The organism is Mucilaginibacter corticis, from assembly GCF_007558865.1.
GTDB classification, from domain to species: domain Bacteria; phylum Bacteroidota; class Bacteroidia; order Sphingobacteriales; family Sphingobacteriaceae; genus Mucilaginibacter; species Mucilaginibacter corticis.
This window is the reverse complement of record NZ_VLPK01000001.1, coordinates 976,960-997,488: the sequence shown is the minus strand read 5'-3', so window position 1 is coordinate 997,488 and position 20,529 is coordinate 976,960. Positions and strand designations below refer to the sequence as shown.

At 44.6% G+C, this 20,529-nt stretch carries 16 protein-coding genes and 1 tRNA gene; 11 read left to right on the top strand and 6 right to left on the bottom strand.

The window, feature by feature from the left end; translation table 11 throughout:
- Window positions 1–53: 53 nt before the first annotated feature.
- The 4 genes from FO440_RS04275 to glgP all read left to right on the top strand — a co-directional run bounded on the left by FO440_RS04275 (window position 54) and on the right by glgP (window position 4,553).
- Window positions 54–128: transfer RNA gene (locus FO440_RS04275), tRNA-Val, on the top strand.
- 52 nt (window positions 129–180) lie between these two features.
- Complete coding sequence (locus tag FO440_RS25075; protein WP_222103924.1) at window positions 181–357, top strand: GIY-YIG nuclease family protein; 177 nt, start codon at window positions 181–183, stop codon at window positions 355–357.
- A 352-nt stretch (window positions 358–709) separates the two neighbouring features.
- Window positions 710–2,632: a glycoside hydrolase family 97 protein gene (locus FO440_RS04265; protein WP_144246980.1), complete on the top strand. Its 1,923-nt coding sequence runs from the start codon at window positions 710–712 to the stop codon at window positions 2,630–2,632.
- A 274-nt stretch (window positions 2,633–2,906) separates the two neighbouring features.
- Window positions 2,907–4,553, top strand: coding sequence for an alpha-glucan family phosphorylase (gene glgP, locus FO440_RS04260; RefSeq protein ID WP_144246979.1), 1,647 nt, complete (start codon window positions 2,907–2,909; stop codon window positions 4,551–4,553).
- Window positions 4,554–4,681: 128 nt separating this feature from the next.
- Here glgP and FO440_RS04255 read toward each other — a convergent pair whose 3' ends face one another.
- The gene (locus tag FO440_RS04255; protein ID WP_144246978.1) at window positions 4,682–5,479 is read right to left on the bottom strand and encodes a hypothetical protein; all 798 of its coding nucleotides are present in this window, start codon (window positions 5,477–5,479) and stop codon (window positions 4,682–4,684) included.
- 251 nt (window positions 5,480–5,730) lie between these two features.
- On the opposite strand from FO440_RS04255, the gene FO440_RS04250 reads away from it, so the two are divergent.
- The 3 genes from FO440_RS04250 to FO440_RS04240 all read left to right on the top strand — a co-directional run bounded on the left by FO440_RS04250 (window position 5,731) and on the right by FO440_RS04240 (window position 11,557).
- Entirely contained in the window at window positions 5,731–6,930 is a 1,200-nt protein-coding gene (locus FO440_RS04250; RefSeq protein ID WP_144246977.1) for a PQQ-dependent sugar dehydrogenase, read from the top strand.
- A 295-nt stretch (window positions 6,931–7,225) separates the two neighbouring features.
- Entirely contained in the window at window positions 7,226–8,263 is a 1,038-nt protein-coding gene (locus FO440_RS04245; protein WP_144246976.1) for a DUF6236 family protein, read from the top strand.
- Window positions 8,264–9,247: 984 nt separating this feature from the next.
- Window positions 9,248–11,557, top strand: a complete 2,310-nt coding sequence (locus FO440_RS04240) for a DUF5703 domain-containing protein (protein WP_144246975.1) — start codon at window positions 9,248–9,250, stop codon at window positions 11,555–11,557.
- On the opposite strand, the gene FO440_RS04235 is transcribed toward FO440_RS04240, so the two are convergent.
- The gene (locus tag FO440_RS04235; protein WP_144246974.1) at window positions 11,558–12,058 is read right to left on the bottom strand and encodes a VOC family protein; all 501 of its coding nucleotides are present in this window, start codon (window positions 12,056–12,058) and stop codon (window positions 11,558–11,560) included.
- Window positions 12,059–12,195: 137 nt separating this feature from the next.
- On the opposite strand from FO440_RS04235, the gene FO440_RS04230 reads away from it, so the two are divergent.
- From FO440_RS04230 to FO440_RS04215, 4 genes are all read left to right on the top strand, one after another.
- The gene (locus FO440_RS04230; RefSeq protein WP_144246973.1) at window positions 12,196–12,918 is read left to right on the top strand and encodes an SDR family NAD(P)-dependent oxidoreductase; all 723 of its coding nucleotides are present in this window, start codon (window positions 12,196–12,198) and stop codon (window positions 12,916–12,918) included.
- 87 nt (window positions 12,919–13,005) lie between these two features.
- Entirely contained in the window at window positions 13,006–14,211 is a 1,206-nt protein-coding gene (locus FO440_RS04225; RefSeq protein ID WP_144246972.1) for a S41 family peptidase, read from the top strand.
- A gap of 105 nt (window positions 14,212–14,316) precedes the next feature.
- Window positions 14,317–15,288, top strand: coding sequence for an aldo/keto reductase (locus FO440_RS04220; protein ID WP_144246971.1), 972 nt, complete (start codon window positions 14,317–14,319; stop codon window positions 15,286–15,288).
- 50 nt (window positions 15,289–15,338) lie between these two features.
- Complete coding sequence (locus FO440_RS04215) at window positions 15,339–16,160, top strand: helix-turn-helix domain-containing protein (RefSeq protein ID WP_144246970.1); 822 nt, start codon at window positions 15,339–15,341, stop codon at window positions 16,158–16,160.
- 30 nt (window positions 16,161–16,190) lie between these two features.
- Here FO440_RS04215 and FO440_RS04210 read toward each other — a convergent pair whose 3' ends face one another.
- From FO440_RS04210 to FO440_RS04195, 4 genes are all read right to left on the bottom strand, one after another.
- Entirely contained in the window at window positions 16,191–18,122 is a 1,932-nt protein-coding gene (locus FO440_RS04210; RefSeq protein ID WP_144246969.1) for a glycoside hydrolase family 30 protein, read from the bottom strand.
- 151 nt (window positions 18,123–18,273) lie between these two features.
- Complete coding sequence (locus FO440_RS04205) at window positions 18,274–18,639, bottom strand: hypothetical protein (protein WP_144246968.1); 366 nt, start codon at window positions 18,637–18,639, stop codon at window positions 18,274–18,276.
- Window positions 18,640–18,666: 27 nt separating this feature from the next.
- Window positions 18,667–19,629 carry a hypothetical protein gene (locus FO440_RS04200; RefSeq protein WP_144246967.1) on the bottom strand — a complete coding sequence of 321 codons (963 nt, stop codon included), beginning with the start codon at window positions 19,627–19,629 and terminating at the stop codon, window positions 18,667–18,669.
- Window positions 19,626–20,453, bottom strand: coding sequence for a carboxypeptidase-like regulatory domain-containing protein (locus FO440_RS04195; RefSeq protein ID WP_144246966.1), 828 nt, complete (start codon window positions 20,451–20,453; stop codon window positions 19,626–19,628). Before FO440_RS04195 ends, FO440_RS04200 begins: the two co-directional genes overlap by 4 nt.
- Window positions 20,454–20,529: the final 76 nt, after the last annotated feature.

Below are 20,529 nucleotides of genomic sequence, written 5' to 3'. Positions count from 1 at the left end.
TTTTTATTTTGAAGAATTGTGCAATCCGCCTATATTTGCAGTCCCAAAAGCAAGGGAGCTTAGCTCAGCTGGTTCAGAGCATCTGCCTTACAAGCAGAGGGTCACTGGTTCGAACCCAGTAGCTCCCACAAAAAGCCTGATAGAAATGTCAGGCTTTTCTGTTTAAATCTTTTTCTCAACATGTATTTCGTCTACATAATCTATTCGCCCACAAAAGACAAATATTACGTAGGCTCCTGTGAGGATGTTGCTAAAAGACTTATTAAACACAACACCAATCACAAGGGTTTTACGGGTGGTGTGTTGGATTGGGAAATAAATGGATCGAAAAACATCCAACAAAGAGTGATGCAATAAAACGAGAGCGCCAGATTAAAGGATGGAAAAGCCGTAAGATTATTGAAAAATTAATAAAAGAACAAAAATAGCTGGTACAGTGCATCCCGATTTATAATCGGGAGGGTCACTGGTTCGAACCCAGTAGCTCCCACACTTTTTAAACCCTTCAGATCAATTTCTAAGGGGTTTTTTGTTTATATCGTTACGGATAGCACCGGTCAAAGGATGAAACAATTTCACGTAAAGTTTACCATGGTAATAACGTCCATGGATTTAGTTACATCGTCCATTTTTTTAAAATGGCAATTCTATAATTTCATCGCTTCATTATTTAGATAAACCTGATTAATATTCGCTTTGATAATAACATATGAAAAACAAATTTATTTATTGCTTATTAGCGCTTGAAGCATTTTTTTTAACTGCAAACAGCTTTGCACAAACAAAGGAGCTGTACTTAGCGTCTAAAGATCACCTTAATAAAATTACGTTGTCGCTAACCACAGACGGAAAGTTGTCTTATAACGTAACCCGAAGAAATAAAATAATAATTGCCGACTCCCCGCTTGGTTTAAGTTGCGACGATCAGGATTTTACATCGGCATTGTCAGTAGTTGAAGTTTCGCCCGTTCAAGAAACAAGAGAGCATTATCAATTAATTGTTGCTAATAACAAAAGTGTAGACCATGTTCTTGAACACAGAAGTATAACTTTAAAAAACGCACAAGGGGCGTTGATGATACTGGATCTTGTTGCCGGAAAAGAAGGTGTAGCTTTTCGTTACCGGTTTCAGGATGCGGAAAAACACATGAGGTCAATAAAAGATGAGCTTACAGGTTTTCATATAACACAAAATTCAAATGGCTGGATGGAACCCTATGATAAGGCGGGGCCATATACACCGGGATATGAAGATTTTTACCTGCCTGTAAATTCGGGCGACCCCGTTGCTAACTCACGCAACCCTGCAGTTGGTTGGTGTATGCCTGCTCTGTTTAATGTAAATGATCATAAAAGCTGGGTGTTGATTTCAGAATCAGGTACGGATGGTTCATTCCCCGGCTGCCACTTACAGCCGGATTCTAAAGGCGGGATCTACCGGATTGCATTTGCTGAAAAGGATGAGAAGTATACCCTTCCTTTAGCCGAAAAAGAACATGCTTATCCGCAGTCAACCCTTCCATGGACCATGCCATGGCGGACTATTATTATAGGCGACCGGGCCGGAGATATATTGCTGTCAACATTGATCACAGATCTGGCGCCTGCCTCAAAAATCAAAGATGTTTCATGGATACAACCGGGTAAAGCCGCATGGTCTTGGTGGTCTCACCCCGATGATTTTACGCCAAAAATTTATAATGAATTTACAGACCTCTCAGCCTCATATGGCTTTAAGTACACGCTTTTTGATGCCGGGTGGGAAAAAGCTAACAAAGAGGGAAAGATTATTGACCATGCTTTATCTAAAGGGGTTAAACCATTGGTTTGGGGTTATTCATCGCAGTATTTTGATCCGGAAAAAAGGAAGGAAAGATTTAAACAGCTGGCTGAAATGGGAGTTGTTGGGGTTAAGATAGATTTCTGGTGTTCAGACAGGCAGGAAGTAATGGCCGCTATACAATCCGTTTTTGAAGACGCCGCCAATGAACACCTATTGATTGATCTTCATGGCACTACCGCCCCGAGGGGCTGGCAAAGAACATGGCCAAACTATGTAACGGCCGAAGCCATATTGGGTACAGAAAGCTATTTTTATGAACCACGATTCCCGGACAAAGCTGCAGAGCAAAACACAGTACTGCCTTTTACGAGGAATGTGGCAGGCCCGGTTGACTATACACCATTTGCGTTAACCATAAGAAAATTTCCACGTTTAAATACTGCCGTGCATGAACTTGCTATGGCCATGATCTATACATCAGGGATAATTCATTTTGCGGATTCAAAAGAGGTATTTGATGCACTCCCTGACGAGGTTAAAAATTTATTCAGAGACATGCCTGCCACCTGGGATAAAACAGAATGTATCATAGCCGACCCTGGTAAATCAGTAGTGCTTTACCGGCAAAAAGACGCGCTTCATTATATTGTGGGGATAAACGGCACCAACAGCGCGCAAGCTATTAAACTTGATCTCAAAAAATGGGGCAAGGGCTTTTCTAAATTCAGATTAATATCAGAAGGAAAAGATAAACTGATGGAATTTAACGTGCAAACGTATCCTGTCAGTTCGGCCTGGTCATACACGCTACCGGTTAAAGGCGGGTTTATTATTCAGTTTATCAATTAAGACCGTAAAGTTGCGAAGATACTCCAGATGTAGACGGGTAGATGCCCCGCTTATCCGTTAACAAGCCAGAGGGCCACTGGTTCTAACCCGGTAGCTCCAACAATTTAAAACCCTTCAGGTCATATCTGAAGGGTTTTAAATTGCTTTATTCCGAAAAACAAAATACGCTGTTCGGCGTCTGTTATTTTAAATGGATTGTTTATATAATCATAATATACAGCCAATCGCCAGTTATTGATCTGCTGTTATCTTACCGGTATTAAAATCTAAACTCATGATCAGTAAAGACGCTATTTTTACCTATAACATCGACCCTAAATACAAAACCGCCGTAGCCTACTTTTCCATGGAGTTTGCTATCGATCAGGCGCTCAAAATTTATAGCGGCGGCCTGGGCTTTTTAGCCGGCTCGCACCTGCGCAGTGCTTATGAATTAAAGCAAAACCTGATTGGGGTGGGCATTTTATGGAAATATGGTTATTACGACCAGGAACGCGACGAGAACGCCTTGATGAAACCCGCTTATGTTGAAAAGGAGTACGCTTTTCTTGAAGATACCGGGATTATGGTTACCGTGCAGGTGCATAACGCGCCGGTGCACGTTAAGGCTTATCTTTTAAAACCGGACACCTTTGGCTCGGCTCCGTTGTTTTTGTTGAGCACAGATATCCCGGAGAATGATTATTTGTCGCGCACCATTACCCAGCACTTGTATGATCCGCATCAGCCTACCCGCATGGCGCAAAGCATGATATTGGGTATTGGCGGCGCCATGTTGCTTGACGCGCTTGGTATCCAACCAAATATTTATCATATGAACGAGGGGCATTCCGTACCGCTTAACTTTTACCTGTATGCTAAATATCAAAACCTGGATGAGATCAAAAAGCGCGTAGTTTTTACAACCCACACACCCGAGATGGCCGGTAACGAAGAGCATGGTTTCAGCGAGTTAAGCGCCATGTCGTTTTTTTACCACCTGCAGGAACATGAGGTAAGGTCTTTGCTGGGGATGAACGACCCTAACTTTAACTTTACGCTTGCCGCGCTCAAATTTGCCAAAAGAGCTAACGGCGTTTCGCAATTACATGGCGAGGTGTCAAGAGAAATGTGGAGCAGTTATCCCGGCATCTGCGAGATCATAGCGATAACAAATGCGCAAAATAAAAAATACTGGAAAGATACCCTGTTAGATGATGCTATTAAAGCCGGTAACGACGAAGCAATAAGCACCCGAAAAAAGGAGCTGAAAAAACAATTGTTTAAAGAGGTGGCCAACCAGTGCGGCAAACTTTTTCATGAGGATGTACTTACCATTGTTTGGGCACGCCGTTTTGCAGGCTATAAACGTGCCGACCTGGCCATGTATGATTGGGAGCGATTTTTAAAACTGATAAACAACACCGAAACCCCGGTGCAGATCATTTGGGCCGGAAAGCCTTACCCCGAGGATCATGGATCTATCGACCTGTTTAACCATATTATAGAACGGGCAAAACCCATTGCTAACTGTGCGGTATTGGTTGGTTATGAGCTTGAGCTTTCGGCATTATTAAAAAGAGGTACCGATGTTTGGCTGAATAACCCAAGAATGTATCGCGAGGCATCAGGCACCAGCGGGATGACGGCGGCAATGAACGGCGCTATCAACCTTTCTTTACCGGATGGCTGGGTACCAGAATTTGCTAAAGACAAAGAAAACTGCTTTGTTATTGAACCCGCGCCTAAGGGATCGCCCGATGCGGATAAACTGGAAAACGAAAGCCTGATGGATATGTTGGAGCAGGGTGTTATACCTATGTATTACCATGATCAGCAGCAATGGCTAAACATAGTCAAAAAAGCTGCCGCGGATGTAGCGCCCGCATTTGAAGCAGCACGAATGGCCGACGAATACTATCAAAAAATGTACGATAAATAACGGCACGATTTGCCGGGCTAAAACCCTTCAGATTAATTTCTGAGGGGCTTTTTGTTTTCGGTAATCACAGACTACAGGCATAATCGTTCGAAGTTGAAAAACTTCGAACAGCAGGGATATTTAGCGCATTAGTCAAGTGTGCTATAGGTATAACTAATCTTACTGCCATTGGTTGCGTCACCTGTGGTGCCACCGGTTGGGTAGCCATCGCTGTCATAAACAAGGTTAACAAAACTACTGGTATTAGTGGTCCCTGAATCAACGGTTATAGATTGCTGCACTACATTATTGGTATTATAACGATCGCCTGCAGGGTCTATGTCTATACCGCCTAACTCCATTTTGGTAGTCAAACCGGTAAACAAACTTTTCTTATTGTCATAGGTGTAAGTAACAACTATGCTGAATTGTCCGTGGCCATCCGATTTGATCAGGTTATTATTGCTGTCATAGGTAAATAACTCATAATTCATTTCGTGATGCCTTTCGGAAACCTTCCCATCCTTGTAAACATAGCCGTACTCCACAGTATTGAATACTGAGCCATTCCTATAGGTTGTTAATATGACTGTTTTGAGCGTACCATCATTATTGTAAGCGAATACTTTATCACTTGAAACTATCCCATTATATGTCACGTGGATCGAGTATAGTTGATCCCCATTGTAAGTATAAGTACTTATATTGATCTGTCCATTGCTTCCCTGGACTGCCTGCTTCGTCGTGCTCAATCGTTTCTTATCATTGTATGTGTAAGTAGTTATCGAATTGTAAGTAGGGCCATTAGATGAAGTTGTAATAGTGATTGCTTGCGTAAGATACTTTACTTTAGCGGTAGAAGGCCCGCTGTTCTTTGAACTCTTTTTACAGGATTGTACACAGATGGCAAATGCCATCAATAGGAATAAGTGATGTTGCGGTTTCATAAGATATTGGTTTATTGAATATACACAAGGTAGATAATTAATTAACAACCAACAACTTATTTACTATTTGGGGCTAACTAAGCTTACCTCAGTTGATAATCCCAGGCCGGCACAAGGATGTCGGGCAAAAGCCTGTGTGTAAAAGCTAATGTACCTTATTAACCAATATCCGCTATTTGTAAAAAAAAGGTGATAATCAAACATATACCATTCAACATTGTAAATTACGTTGAACATTAATCAGATCATTTATGCTATCAAAAATTTATAAGCCTTTGTCAATAGGGGCCATGCTTGTTTTAACAACTCTTGCGGCCTCGGCCCAAACAGGCGAACCGGTAGAAAAAAACAAAGCTAACAGCGACTATAAACCTGCTTTCGAGGGGCAAACCCGTATCGGCAGCGTCACCACCAAAACACCTTATACCGTTACCGTTATCAACAGCACGCTAAAGGGTCCCTGGGGCATGCATGTTTTGCCCGACGGACGTTTACTGATCAGCAGTAAACCGGGGACAATGCAGATTGTAACTACCGCAGGGCAAATTGTTAAAACCATTACAGGTTTCCCCGAGGTACAGTTTCAGGGCCAGGGCGGATTACTGGATGTAAATATTGATCCGGATTTTGCTAAAAACCGGATGATCTACTGGACCTATGCCCAACCGGGCGAAGGCGCAACGCTGGCCGTAGCAAAAGGAAAATTATCTGCCGATGAAACTAAATTGGAAGATGTAAGGGTGATCTGGGAAGCTTTCCCGCGCTATAAAGGTGCTGGCCAGTTTGGGTCGAGGTTGGTGTTTGACAAGCAGGGTAACCTGTTTGTAAGCTCAGGCGACCGCCAGGCTAATGATATCCGGGTTAAGGCGCAAGACCTAGGTACTACCACCGGTAAGATGATCCACATCACCAAAGAAGGAAAGCCGGTTGCTGATAACCCTTTTATTGGAAAGGCTGATGCCAAACCTGAAATATATGCTTATGGCTTCCGTAACCCGGACGGCCTTTTTATTAACCCCGTTACCGGCGACCTGTGGGAAACAGAATTTGGCCCACGCGGAGGCGACGAGGTTAATTTAATTAAACCGGGAGGTAATTACGGCTGGCCTTATGTTACTTACGGCATTGAATACAGTGGCGAAAAGGTTTACGATGGTATCCAACAAAAAGAAGGCACCATACAGCCGGTTTACTATTGGGACCCGGTAATATCCCCGGGCTGCATGATGTTTTATACAGGCAATATAGCCGAGTGGAAAAACAACATGTTTGTAGGCGGCCTGAGCGGTAACCACATTGCGCGCCTGGTTATTGAAAACAATAAAGTAGTAGGCGAAGAGCGTTTACTGGCTGATAAAGGCGAACGCTGGCGTTGCATGGCCACCGGCAAAGACGGAGCTATTTATGCAGCTACAGATAACGGCAAATTATACAAGATCGCGAAGAAATAGCCATAAAATAGGTTATATAAGCACATTTTTAAACCCTTCGGATTATTTCTGAGGGGTTTTTTGTTTGATAGCCATAGACTACAGCTTATTAGTCTGAATTACTCATTAGTGGTTACGTTGAGAGTAGTTTTTTGCTTCTTGGTACAAACACTGATATTTTATCATCGATATTCATAAATAAGAAATTTAGTTAAGACTAATTTAATTAATACCTTGATGAGTTTTCGATGAGCAATTATATTGTTTTTATTTAGATTTACAATTAATTAAATCATTAACCGAATCACTTTTAGGTATGGACCGAACATTATTGTATTATCCCACAATAGATATTCCTACAGACAATTGGTTATGTTCAGCGCTATTGTATACAGATACAGTTTCTTCTATTGTTCCTTATGAGCGGATTAATGATACGCGATTTACTGATACACTTAAGTTTCTAATAGATGAAAAGCAATATAAGCCGGTTTTTATTAAGCAATTATTAAGTCAATACACAGAAGAATTTCAAGAATTTGAGAGATTTTTTATAGATACTACAAATTCTATTGAGTTTGAACGTCGGATGGTTCGGCCTAGTTATATCTCGGACCAGCGATATTATGAGCTATACAATCAAAAGCTAACCTACAATATCCAGCAACATTTAAAAGACAAGGGGTTTATAACTAAGCAAACCAATGGGGCAATTGTAACAGACGAAATAGTTGGGACTTTTTATATGGGGATACTTGCGCAGTACGTAGCAAAAACGACCAAAGACGCATTGGTCATACCTTCTACCGACAAAAAAACATATGAGGATATTGCATTTCAGTCTACCGGGCAAAAAATCCCCGCGATGAATTTTATACTGAGTAATTGCCTTCCAGTGCCAGTTCCGGGAACTTCACTAAAAGAAATTATTAAATTCAAAAAAGCTCATCGAAACGATTTAATTGAATTTAGAAAGTTACTGACGGTCACTCAAGACAAGCTCAAAAAATCCGAATCTCAGCAAGATGCGTTACAATATCAGATTGAATTAAAAGAACATATTGAAAAGGAGTTGAATACGCTTAATGCTTTATATCATCGTAATAAAATAAAGACATTTTTAAGTTCTTTCGAATCATTGCTAAAGTTAGAAACACCAAAATTATTTCAATCCTTGTCTTTAATTGGCGCTGTGACCACTCCAATTAAACCGATCGCCGGGCTTATTGTTGGCTCCATCGGCGTATCTGCAAGCGTACTGTCGGTATACCAAGAAAAGAAAGATGAAATTAATAAATCGGAATGTTCTTATTTATTTAAAGCGCAAAACAAGGGATTAATAGTAAACGAATAAACCCAAGCCGACGCAAGCACGTCGGGCAAAAGCCTGCCTTATCAGTTTATCTTGCGCGCTTGGCTTGCCCCGCTATGGCCGCGGAGGCCTTGTCACTTTTTGTCTTGATACAAAAAGTAACCAAAAAACTAAGCGTAGCGACCTCATGAACACCTCTTAAAAAAAGAAAAAACAAGTGAATAAATCAAGTCAGGCCGATCGCTGCCACTGCACAGGCCAGACTTCCGGCCGCGCGCCCTGACAGGCCTTTGCGCTTCTTTTAATTCTGTACAAATACGCAGTTATTGTTCATAACCAAAGTGTCAGCAAAAAAGCTTCGGGTGAAAAATGATAAAACATTTGGGCTTGCGGGCGGAAAGGGCATAGCGTCTTTTTGCCATGAGCGTTGGGCAAGAGTGGCTGCGGCAAAATTATGCAGCCCGTGGTTTTATCAGTTTTGCCGGGCAAAGGCCTGTGCGGCAAAAGAAGCCTCTTTGCTGACTTGATTTTTGGTTCTTTTCATCAAGGAAAAGAACAAAGGCCTCCGCGGCCATAGCGGGGCAAGCCAAGAGCGCAAACGCCTAAACGCCCCGGATTGGCTTACATGATGATCGCTTCAGACACCATTTTCCAAATTTATGGTGGCACCATTTCGTCAGAAAACGTCCTTGCCAAAAACTACTTATAAGTCAGAAAATCTGTACCAAACTGTATCATGAAAGCAATTTCAAAAAGTCAGTTTGTTAATTACCAGCGCGTTACAAAAACAGGTGTATCAAGTTGTATCATCGGGACACATTCAGTTTGGTACACCTGCTGCAGGGCTGTGTTATTTGCATGCTGCATTACTGTTTATGTTAAAGTTGCTTATAACTTAGCATAAATAATTGTCAAAATTGTTGCACCCCGCAACAATAACAGCTTATAAATCATCTATTTTTGGTATTGACCAATTGGTGTTAACATAACACCTTTAACAGTATAAACCCATTTACCTTTTCAGCCATGAACAGACAATTTGTGCCTTTGTTATTGAGTTTGTTTCTTATTAAAACCACGCTGTCGCAAGCGCAGGTAAGGCAGCCCTCGGCTACAGCCATGGCCGCGTCAAACAATGTAGAATGGCATAGCCTTGGCAATGACGAGAACAGCTCGATGCCCTTAGGTAATGGCGACATCGCCGCCAATGTCTGGACAGAGAAGAACGGCGATATCCTGCTGCTCATCGCTAAATCAAACGCCTGGGCAGAGACCGGCAATCTCCTTAAAATAGGCCGCGTAAGGGTAAAGTTAAGCCCCAACCCCTTTGCAGACAGCACCGGGTTTACCCACGTGCTGCGCCTGGAAAGCGGCATGCTTGAACTTAAACGCGGCAACAATAAGGTATGGGTATGGATAGACGCTAATCACCCGGTGGTGCACGTACAGGCCAGTCTCTCCGGTGCCGGCACGCTTACTGCCGCAGCCGAGATCTGGCGCAAGACAGAGGCCGCCGCGGATTTCTCGGCCACCGGGCCCGACCTTGCAGCCATAATGGCCGGCGACCGCCAGCCGAAACTAAAGCCCGATGTTATCTTCCCGGTAAAACAAAACCGCATAGCCTGGTGCCATTACAATGCCGATAGTTATTACCCTTACGTGCTGAAGCAACAGCATTTGGAAAGCCTGATCAGTAAATACCCTGATCCGCTTTATCAGCGTTGCTTTGGCGCCCTGATGAACGGCCCGGGGCTTGTTAAACAAGATGACCGCACGTTAAAATCGGCAAAAGCCGCAAAACAACTACGGCTTGATATTGTGGCCCTTGCCGATACCAAAACAGCATCGCCCGCCGACTGGAACAAACAGGTCAATACACTGACTGATGCCATCTCAAAACAGGATATCAGTAGCCTGCGTAAGGCGCATGAGCAATGGTGGGCCAACTTCTGGAACCGCAGCTGGATCCACGTAACCGGCACCGGCGACGCGCAAAAGGTATCGCAGGGCTATGCCATGCAGCGTTATATGATGGCGGCATCATCGCGCGGCGAATCTGCTGTTAAGTTTAACGGCGGCCTGTTTACCGTAGGCCATGATATGGCCGAAGGCGTTAAACAAAGTGCTAAAGAGCACAACGCCGATTTCCGCGAGTGGGGCGAGAGCTACTGGCACCAGAACAACCGCCTGCTGTATTGGCCATTGGTAATGACCGGCGACAACGACCTGCTTAAACCCTGGTTTGGCATGTACCTGAAGCGGCTGGATTTTGCCATAGCACGTAACCGTGTATATTACCAGCATGGCGGCGCAAGCTTCCCCGAAACAATGGAGTTCTTTGGGGTGCCAAGAATGGAAGATTTTGGCACGAACAACCCAACCAATCAGATAGACAGCCGCTGGCAGCGCTACCATATCCAGGGTACGCTTGAGGTTATTGCCGAGATGCTTGACCAATATGATTACTATGGCGATAAAGCGGCTGTAAAAGAATCGACAGTGCCTTTTGCCGATGCCATCATTACCTTTTATGATAAACACTGGCAAAGAGATGCCAAGGGCAAGATCTATATGTCGCCCATACAGTCGTTAGAGACCTACCAGCTTACCGCCGCAAACCCAACTCCGGACATTGCCGGGCTGATGAGTGTCATCCCGCGCTTACTGGCGCTGCCGCATAAGCTGACTACCCAACAACAGCGCGATAACTGGTCGCGCGTACTACGTGACCTGCCGCCGTTGCCGATGGGTAAAACCGTCAGGGGCAAATCTCCCGCCTTCGGCGAAGGTGACGCGGACGGCAAGACCGTTATTCTGCCTTCTGAAAAGTATGGTAAAACAGAGAACAGTGAAAACCCCGAGCTATATGTAGCGTTCCCTTATCGGATATACGGTGTAGGTAAACCAAACCTTGAACTGGCGCTTAACACATTTGCCGCCCGCATCTTCCCGCAAAACACCTGCTGGGGACAGGACGGTACCCAGGCATCTATCTTAGGGTTAACCAACGTGGCAAAGAAAGCCGCCATTGCCGAGTTTACCAATTATGGCAACCAACTTTTCCCATGGTTTTGGAGCACCAGCCATGACTGGATCCCCGATTTTGATAACGGCGGCGCGGGTATGATCACGCTTCAAAACATGCTGATGCAGTGCGACGGCAAACGCATCCAGCTAACCCCGGCATGGCCTGCCGACTGGACCGCCGACTTTAAACTGCACGCGCCGGGCAACACCACCGTGGCGGGGCATGTTGAAAAAGGTAAGCTATCAAACTTACAGGTGATACCGGCAATCAGGGCGAAGGACGTTGTTGTGGTGGCGTCGAAAGAATAGCTATTTGGTATTTGCCGTACCCATTTTAGCATATTCCACATCATTGGGTTCCCAAAGCTCTATCTTGTTGCCTTCGGGATCCATAATGTGGACGAAACTGCCGTAGCTTACTTTTTGCACGCTGTCTGTGGGCACAATACCCGCGGCTCTCATATTGGCCAGTAGCTGGTCCAGGCCTTCTACCCGGTAATTGATCATGAATTGCTTGTCAGACGGTTGGAAGTATTTGGTGGTCTCTTTAAACGGAGTCCAGGTTGTAAAGCCCTTTTTAGTACTGTCTGCGCCTTGGTGCCATTCAAAGTTGGCGCCGTAAGCATTGGTGCGGATGCCCAGGTATTTGGTATACCATGCCCTGAGTGCCGCCGGGTCTTTAGCTTTAAAGAAGATGCCGCCTATGCCCGTTACCCGCGGGCGGTTATCTGCAACATGGATTAAACGGCTGAATCCATATCCCAGCAAAAACGTAGCGATAAATGCTGATACCAACAAAAGTCTTTTCATAGCAAAGCGATTAATGCCTAAATATAATCAAAAGCCGCTGAAAGGTAAACTCCGGCGATTAATCCAATACTTACCCTTGATAGTGCATTGTGGCATAGGCATTGATCGTGTTTCTTTGTCCTGAAATAATAATAACCATGAAAACAGTATTGATAACCGGCGCCAATAAGGGTATAGGATTTGAAACCGCGAAACAACTGGCGCAACTTAATTACTTTGTATACTTAGGCAGCCGCGATAAACAACACGGACTTGATGCCGTTAAAAAACTGAATGGGCAGGGTATTACCAATGTCGCAATGCTTGTAATTGATATAGCCGATAATAACTCGGTACAGCAGGCTAAAGAAGAGCTGGAAACAAAGATCGACGCTTTAGATATTTTGATCAACAATGCCGGTATTGCAGGCAATATGCCTCAGGATTTTGTTAACGGCGATATGGAAAACCTGCGCGACATCTTCGACACCAACTTTTTTGGTACGGTGCAAACCACGCGCGCGTTTTTGCCGCTGCTGCGGAAATCCACGGAAGCCGCTATTATCAATGTCTCCAGCGAGGTTGGTTCTATAGCCCTGCGTATCGAGGCTGGGCGAAACACCAACAGGGATAAATACAATGCCTATGGCGCTTCAAAAACCGCGCTGAACGCGTTTACGGTAATGCTGGCCAATGAGCTTTACAATGACGGTATCCGTGTTAACAGCGTCACGCCGGGGTACACCGCTACAGACCTTAACCAGTTCCAGGGTGCAAAAACTATAGAACAAGGCGCGATACCGATAGTTGAGCTGGCTACACAACCACTGCCGGGAACCACCGCGAAGTTTTTTAAAGATGGCGGCGAGGTAAGCTGGTAGTTGCGTCATCTGCAAAAACTTAGAGAGCGTGTTTATTTAAATGTTGGCTGTTAGTATTTAACTTGTTTAGTATCTTGCAGGTATACTATGAAAAAAGCGCTCATTTTTTGTTTGATCTTTATGAGCAGTGTGCCGGGTTTTTGCCAGCGATTATCAAAGGCCGATTACCTGGCAGACCTGCAATATTTAAAAGACACTTTACCCAAAAGGCATATTAATTTATATGCAAAGATCCCGAAGGCTGATTTTGATAAAAAGATCGATGAGATCGGTTCCCGTCTATCCAGCCCTGATTACGAAACATTTACAGTTGAGCTGTTTAAACTTGTTGTCGCCATAGGCGATGAGCACACGCATATTGAGCCGGTTTTTACCAAAATAGCCCCCGTAAGGTTTAACAAATTTACCGAAGGGATCTATGTTACAGCGACAGACAGTGCCAACGCCGATATCCTGCTGTATAAGCTGACCGGCGTAAACGGTCATCCCATAACGGATGTGATCAGCCGGTTTAAAGAAATTATCCAAAGCGAAAACCTTTCATTCTTTGATTCAAGGTTCCTGCATTTTATCAATAATCCGGCTATGCTGAAAGGCCTGCGGTTGAGCGGCAGCATTGACGAAACCACTTTTGATCTGACAAGTCCTGATGGTAAAACAATTAAACGTGTTATCAGATCCGTAAACGGCAATGATGCCGCAAATCTCACGCTTGTATCTAAAAACAAACTGACATCTCAACAATCCAAAGGAAATTATTGGTACACTTATGATCCGCAAAGCGGCACACTTTATTTTAACTACAACAACTGCCAGGAACAGGATGGGCGCCCGTTCGCGAAATTTAACGATAGTCTCTTTAACGTCATCGACAACAATAAGCCCAAACGCCTTATTGTTGACCTGCGGGATAATGACGGCGGCAACTCGGGTGTTTTAACTCCATTTGCCGAGCGCATTACAAAAAGCTATTTGAACACTGACGGGAAGTTTTTTGTGCTGATCGGCAAACAAACCTTTTCATCGGCACTAATGAACGCGGTAGAATTTAAACGGAACACCAACGCCATTTTGTTGGGCCAGCCTACCAGTGGCACAGTTAACCATTACGGCGAGGTTAGGGGTTTCAATCTGCCCCATACAAAAATTGCAATCGGCTATTCTACCCATTATTGGGAAAACTGGAAAGGCTATGACGGACCGCTCAGGCCGGATGTACCTATTGCCTATTCCGTTAAAAACTATGCGAAAGGTGTAGACGAGGCGCTGGTTTATGCTGACAGCGCAAAATAAACGCCTCCTCATTGAGCCATACAAGCAAGTAAATTGAGCCGTGAAAGATATGGCGCTTAAACAAAACGGCTGATCTTTGTATTGTTAAAAGACAAAATATCAGTTATGAAAAATATAACAAAAATAAATCTGGGTAATAATGGCCCGCTTGTATCTAAACTTGGCCTGGGCTGTATGCGCATGTCGTCAGTATGGGGAAGCAAGGCTAATGACGAAAGTGAAAGCATTGCCACCATACAGGCAGCTTTAGACAACGGCATTAACTTTTTAAACACAGGCGATTTTTACGGCGCAGGCCACAACGAAATGCTGGTGGGCAAAGCCATTAAAGGCCGCAGGGACGATGCCTTTATCAGCGTAAAGTTTGGCGCTATTTTTTACAACGGCCAATGGCTGGGCCTGGATCTGCGCCCTATCGCGATTAAAAACTTTATCAATTATTCGCTAACGCGATTAGGTATTGATACCATTGATCTTTACCAGCCTTGCCGACTGGATAACAGCGTGCCGGTTGAAGATGTGATAGGTACCGTTGCCGACCTGATCAAAGAGGGCAAGGTGCGTTATCTTGGTGTATCAGAAATAACAGCCGACCAACTCCGCAAAGCCCATAGCATACACTCGGTAAGCGCTTTGGAAATCGGCTATTCGCTGGCCGACCGCCAGATAGAAAGCGACCTGCTTCCCACAGCAAAAGAACTGGGCATTGGCGTAGTTGCATTTGCAAATACCGCCGAAGGCTTACTTACCGGCGACATGAAAGCGCCGTTGGCGGCTGATGATTACCATAACCATTTCTCGCGCTTCCAGGGCGATAACCTGATCAAGAACCTGGAGAAAGTTGAAGTGTTAAAAGCATTGGCAAAAGAAAAAGGATTGACTCCAACCCAGCTGGCCATTGCCTGGGTGAACGCGCAGGGCGACCATATTATGCCATTAGTAAGCATGAGCCGCAGGCCGCGTTTGCCGGAGAATATACAGGCGATGGAAGTAATTTTAAGCCCAGAAGAGCTGAATACGCTGAACACGGAATTTGCGCCGGGCGCCATACTGGGCGGCACTTACCTGCAACGATAATATAAGGCGGGGCTTACAAATTAGCCCCGCCTCTTTTATATCTTTACTTAATGATCAATCCAGCTGAAATAATTCCGGGTGTTGTATTTTACTCTTATCATTCGTCGGTAAGAAAAGATAAGGTGGCTTTTTTAGAACACAGCACGCTGGTAATGCAGGTTTCGGGCCGCTTTTCTATGGAGACTGCCAACGAAACCTTTTCAATGGAGCAGGGGCAAATGCTGCTGATCCGCAGGAACCAACTGGGAGAAATTACCAAAACACCCCTGAACGGCGAGGATTATCAAACTATTGTTATTTGCCTAAAGGAAGACCTATTGAGGCAGATAGCCCTGGAAGAAAAAATAGAAGCCGGTAAAAAATATAGCGGGCCGCCCAATATCCTTATCCCGGGGAATGATTTTCTGCGGGCATTCTTTCAATCCGTACTCCCTTATGTGCGCCATTCTGACGAAACAATAGCAAATACTGTGGGCTTACTTAAAGTGAGGGAAGCGGTGCTGTTACTGCTGCACGCCCTGCCTGAAGTGAAAGATTTCTTGTTTGATTTTTCGGAACCGTATAAAATAGACCTGGAAAAATTTATGCTCAGCAATTTTCATTTCAACATCCCTGTCGAAAAATTTGCGCAGCTAACAGGCAGAAGCCTGGCCGGGTTTAAACGCGATTTCCAAAAAATGTTTGACACATCGCCGCGGCATTGGTTGCAGGAAAAACGACTAACCGAGGCGCGCCACTTAATAGAGGACAAGAACAAAAAGCCATCGGCCATTTATCTTGATCTGGGTTTTGAAAGCCTGTCGCACTTTTCGCATTCATTTAAAAAGCGGTTCGGTAAAGCACCCAGCGAAGGGCTAACAGTTGGTAGTTAATGGTGATAAATATTGCATAACTACTTGCCCTTATTCTGCCGGCTCAACATGGATATTGTCAAACAGGTTATGGTCATAGGTGCTGGCAATAAAGGCCATACCTTTTGCTCCTGATTGATTGGTTACAGATGCCAGTTTCTTACCATCTACCACGCCGGTAACTTGGTCGCCTTTCATTTCTAAACGCAGGTGGTGCCAGTCTGCCGGATTGAAGCTTGCTATCTGCCCCGATGCCAGGGTGGTGTATTGCCAGTTAAGTTGCCAGCGCCCGTCGCGGGTAAGGATCCAGCGAAAACCCAGTTTATCGCGTTCGGCGTAGCGCCCGCCTATTTCAACATCACCGCCATCAAGTAAAACGTCGCCTTCAATGCTGTAATTTTTCCAGTTGATATCGCCAAATAAGCTATGCGGTTTTAGCAACCAGTTGCCATACCATAAAATGCCTTGGGCCGGTACCACTTGTGCCAAACACATGCCGCCGTTGGGGTATTGATAAGTTTCAAATGTGCCTTTCTGATCTGAAAAATATTTAGGTGTTTCGCCGGGTTTATAGCTGCTAAAATCATCTTTGTAAGGCAGTGGGAACGGCTTGCTTGCAGGCGGTGTGCCAAATGTGCCTTTGGTTTGCCCGGTAGTGCTGGTTAAGGTATAAACCGCATCGCCATCCAATTCAACCTCTACAGAGCCCTTGTTTAGCTTAAGCGGTTTTTGTTTGATAAATTGCTCTTTTTCGGTTGACTTCCATAAATAGACAGTGCCGTTTTTAAGCCCTTTGCCGATATTTAGCTTTACCTTTTTCTTTTCGCCGGTTACCATAACAACCGACCAGTCGCCGGTTTTTGTGTCGCGCAGAGAAACATAGCTGCCGCGCCAGGTAGCCGCGTCAAATTGTCCGCAGGCATTATCCATATACACCCAGCCCGGTTCTGCAAATTGTGTGGTATGTGCAATGGTCCATACCGAAGGCCATACGGTATAATGGCCGCTCCATGGCGAGTCGGCCTGCAGCGCACCGGTGCTTGCCCAAATGATCTGGTCATAAATACCATCAAAAGGGCACCAGATCTCAAATTTTGTGATCCGGTCGCGGGTATATAATTTATTCATCACACGTGCCAGGTAAAGCGCGCCTTTGCCGCCCCATTCCTGTCCCGATTGGCTCCATTCTTCGCTTGCCCATAGCGGTTTGCCCGAGGCTTTGGCTTTTTCAGTGGCGTTATGGCCGGTCTTTTGGTCTATTTCCCAGGGCTCACGTCCATCCACGTAATGATAACCTACAGCGCTGATCTGGTTGTCAAGCTTTGGGTCTTTTTCTAACTTATCAAATACCTGCCAAAATTCGCTGTCATCATCTGGCGCCTGCAGCTTTACTTTTGAAAAACCGTGTGCATCTAAAGCAGGGCGCAAATTATTGGCTATCCAATTCAGATCGGTTCCGTTTTCATTTTGGGCTGCCGATATCCAGTTAATATCCAGCCCATAGTGTTTTTTTGCAGTTTCAAGGAACGACACGAACCAATCGGCAGATGCCTGCGAAAAACGGTTACCCACCCAGGCAGGATAACCCCAGGGAAGACAATCCAGTATCACCTGCGGATTCCGTTTACGCGCTTCGGCCATTAACCAAAATTCATAGCCGCGGGGTTTGGGATCAAGCAACTCGTCGCGCGTTATGGCATGCGAAGGTTCGGCGCCGCAGGTTGAATTTTCGCCGCTGCCTATTTCAACTTTTAAATGCTGAAATCCTGCGCCAAATTTTGGTTTAAACAAATAGTCAAGCACCTCGGCACGTTGCTTTTCGGGGTAATCAACCAGGTTACGGCTGGACGCCCCGGCACTTACCGCGCCAATGCCTTCAAAAACCCGCCCGTTATCGTTCGCATTTAATGAGATGGTTGTTTGCGCCTTACTGTTGGGCACAACAAAAAGCACTGCTGCAAAACAAAAGATAAGATTCTTCATCGGGATACAATTGGTTTAATGGTTACAGGCATTAGGCAAAGGCTAAAACTGGTAAACCAATTGTTAATACCCAATGGACATTCTTGCTGTATAGATGGATTATCTTATCACAACAAAGGGCTTAAACTAACTAAAGAAATAACACATCAACTCACTGCTTGGTAAACGTACTTTTACCGGCTGATGAGGTTAGCGTTAAGATCTTCTTGGTTTTGTCAATAGTACCCTTGTAGCTTCTAACCGATTTATCATCATCAAATACCAGGTTAAAAGTAACTGTTGTTTTGCTGAATACGCCGTTTGTAACCTCACCGCTTCTGCCGCCGATCTCACCGGAGCCATCAAGCTGTCCGTTATCCTGCTGGAAGGTAAACGAGTCATTGCCGCTTTGCCAGAAACCAGCAAGATCGCCTAAAAAAATAGCTGTTCCGCTGTCGCTGTCTTTGCTGCAACCTGCAATAAAGAAAGTTGCAATTGCTATTAAGATGATATAATATGAGACGTTTAGCTTTTTCATAATCTGTGTTATTAAATTTAACAAATATTAATTCTTTAATCTGTCAAGAAATTGTTTTATGTGTTGATCCGTCACGTTTAGCTGATTGGTAATCCCTGGAATTTGTGCTGTAATCTGGGCTTGGATTTTAGTTTTAAGATTATTCTTGTCTTTATTAGATAGCTTGCTCTGAAAATACTGATTAACCTGATTTTTAACATCATTTAACGGTTGTATCTTGTTTTTGCCGATACCGTATAATAATGTATCAACTATGCCTCCAAATTCTGCAGTGAGTGCCGGGTCCCCCCAGTAATCATCCATTTTTTTTGAATAAGTAGGATAGTTAGAATACAATTTTTCATATGCCTGGTTAAATGAGTTTTGTGTTTGCCCGTATTGTGTAAGCGCACTTGGATTTTTAAAAGCATCTGTACTAATAGTTTTAAACGCACTCATTAACATTTGGCCCTGGTAAATATAATCCTGCAACGCACTGCTGATCTCGGGATAAAACAGGTCAATGCCATCCTGCCTTTCGCGTTCTGCACGCAAGTCGTCATTAGTGTAACCGATTTTTATCAGGCTGGCGGCTAACGAGTCGATCTTTGCCTGCAAAGCCTTGGTTGCCGATTGCCCTTTTTTAGCAGCTTCTTTTAGGCCTGACACAGACGCCAGGTAATTCTTGAGCTGTCCGTTTGACTGAAAGGGTTCCAGCACGATCTGGGTTAACAGTGAAGGATCTTTAGGCACCAACACCCTGCCGTTTGTGGGGTAAGCTATGATATAGCTTTTGTCGGATGCCTTGATATCTAATTGTGTGGCGCTGCTGCTGATGGCGGTGGTAAACACGCCCGAATCATTAGTTGTGGCCGGCTTGCCGTTAATGATGACGGTATAGTTTTTAACTACGGTATTGTTGTTTAACAGCTGCCCGGTAAAAACAATAGTTTGCCCGTAACCGCTTAAGGCAGCCATACAAAAACCAAGTATGCCGGCTATCGCTCTCATAACCTGGTCAGCTGAAGGGTAAGCGGTACCTTGGGCGAAAAGATCTGTGTATTGTTGTAGCGCAGTTTGTTATCCCGGTAAATGTTCACCGGTAGCTCGGTGCCATCCTTTACAGGCAGGTTAAAGCTAAAAAAGCCCAACTGGTCTGTATTGGTTTTATAAAGCCCGTTGGCCAGTACAATCAAGGCGTTTGGTACAGGTTGTCCCTTTATATCGATCACCTTGCCCCGCACGGTTACCGAGTCGGCTTGTTTTTTTAGGTGGAGTTCGATAGGGCTATGGCCGTCAGCAGGGAACGTTACCTGCTGGCTGATCTTATAATAACCCGGAACAGATGGTATAACGGTAACGGTTTTACCCAATAAACCGCTTGATATATCAGTAAATGTCACTACGCCGTTTTCAATCCTTGCCGAATCGGGTTTGTTAAGTAATACTTTGAGTAAACCGCCGCTTACCAGTTCGTTTTTGGTTGTATCGCCAAACACCATGAATTTAGCGTCGAATGAGCCTGCCGTTGGCGCAAGTTTTAGCCCGAAGTAAATGATCAGAAATAAAATTACAGCAGGCCCGCCCAGCGATAGGGTGCCGCCATAAAACTTGCCGCTATATTTTGCGTGTGCCTTTAAGGCACCAAACAAAAACCCCGCCGCTATCAGCCCGACAAATACCAGTAAAAAAAAGTAAACCTGCGGGCTTAAATTAGCGGCCTTATCGCTAAAGATCATCAGCACAACAGCCGCTGCGACAAACAGCACAAAGCCTAACGCGGTAATGATAACCCAGGTTAATGATGAAACATTTTTCTGATCCTGTTTAGGCATGGCGACTTAAAATGCTGTTTGCTATAAAATTAGCTATTTTTTTATTTACAGCCTATTATTGCCGCCAGATTAACGA

Bases quoted from the DNA above. Each gene is read 5' to 3' on its own strand.
- FO440_RS04230 (WP_144246973.1), top strand. From the start codon at position 12,196: ATGAAAACAGTATTGATAACCGGCGCCAATAAGGGTATAGGATTTGAA.
- FO440_RS04210 (WP_144246969.1), bottom strand. From the start codon at position 18,122: ATGAAGAATCTTATCTTTTGTTTTGCAGCAGTGCTTTTTGTTGTGCCC.
- FO440_RS04235 (WP_144246974.1), bottom strand. From the start codon at position 12,058: ATGAAAAGACTTTTGTTGGTATCAGCATTTATCGCTACGTTTTTGCTG.
- FO440_RS04220 (WP_144246971.1), top strand. From the start codon at position 14,317: ATGAAAAATATAACAAAAATAAATCTGGGTAATAATGGCCCGCTTGTA.
- FO440_RS04205 (WP_144246968.1), bottom strand. From the start codon at position 18,639: ATGAAAAAGCTAAACGTCTCATATTATATCATCTTAATAGCAATTGCA.
- FO440_RS04265 (WP_144246980.1), top strand. From the start codon at position 710: ATGAAAAACAAATTTATTTATTGCTTATTAGCGCTTGAAGCATTTTTT.
- FO440_RS04250 (WP_144246977.1), top strand. From the start codon at position 5,731: ATGCTATCAAAAATTTATAAGCCTTTGTCAATAGGGGCCATGCTTGTT.
- FO440_RS04240 (WP_144246975.1), top strand. From the start codon at position 9,248: ATGAACAGACAATTTGTGCCTTTGTTATTGAGTTTGTTTCTTATTAAA.
- glgP (WP_144246979.1), top strand. From the start codon at position 2,907: ATGATCAGTAAAGACGCTATTTTTACCTATAACATCGACCCTAAATAC.
- FO440_RS04225 (WP_144246972.1), top strand. From the start codon at position 13,006: ATGAAAAAAGCGCTCATTTTTTGTTTGATCTTTATGAGCAGTGTGCCG.
- FO440_RS04195 (WP_144246966.1), bottom strand. From the start codon at position 20,453: ATGCCTAAACAGGATCAGAAAAATGTTTCATCATTAACCTGGGTTATC.
- FO440_RS25075 (WP_222103924.1), top strand. From the start codon at position 181: ATGTATTTCGTCTACATAATCTATTCGCCCACAAAAGACAAATATTAC.
- FO440_RS04200 (WP_144246967.1), bottom strand. From the start codon at position 19,629: ATGAGAGCGATAGCCGGCATACTTGGTTTTTGTATGGCTGCCTTAAGC.
- FO440_RS04255 (WP_144246978.1), bottom strand. From the start codon at position 5,479: ATGAAACCGCAACATCACTTATTCCTATTGATGGCATTTGCCATCTGT.
- FO440_RS04245 (WP_144246976.1), top strand. From the start codon at position 7,226: ATGGACCGAACATTATTGTATTATCCCACAATAGATATTCCTACAGAC.
- FO440_RS04215 (WP_144246970.1), top strand. From the start codon at position 15,339: ATGATCAATCCAGCTGAAATAATTCCGGGTGTTGTATTTTACTCTTAT.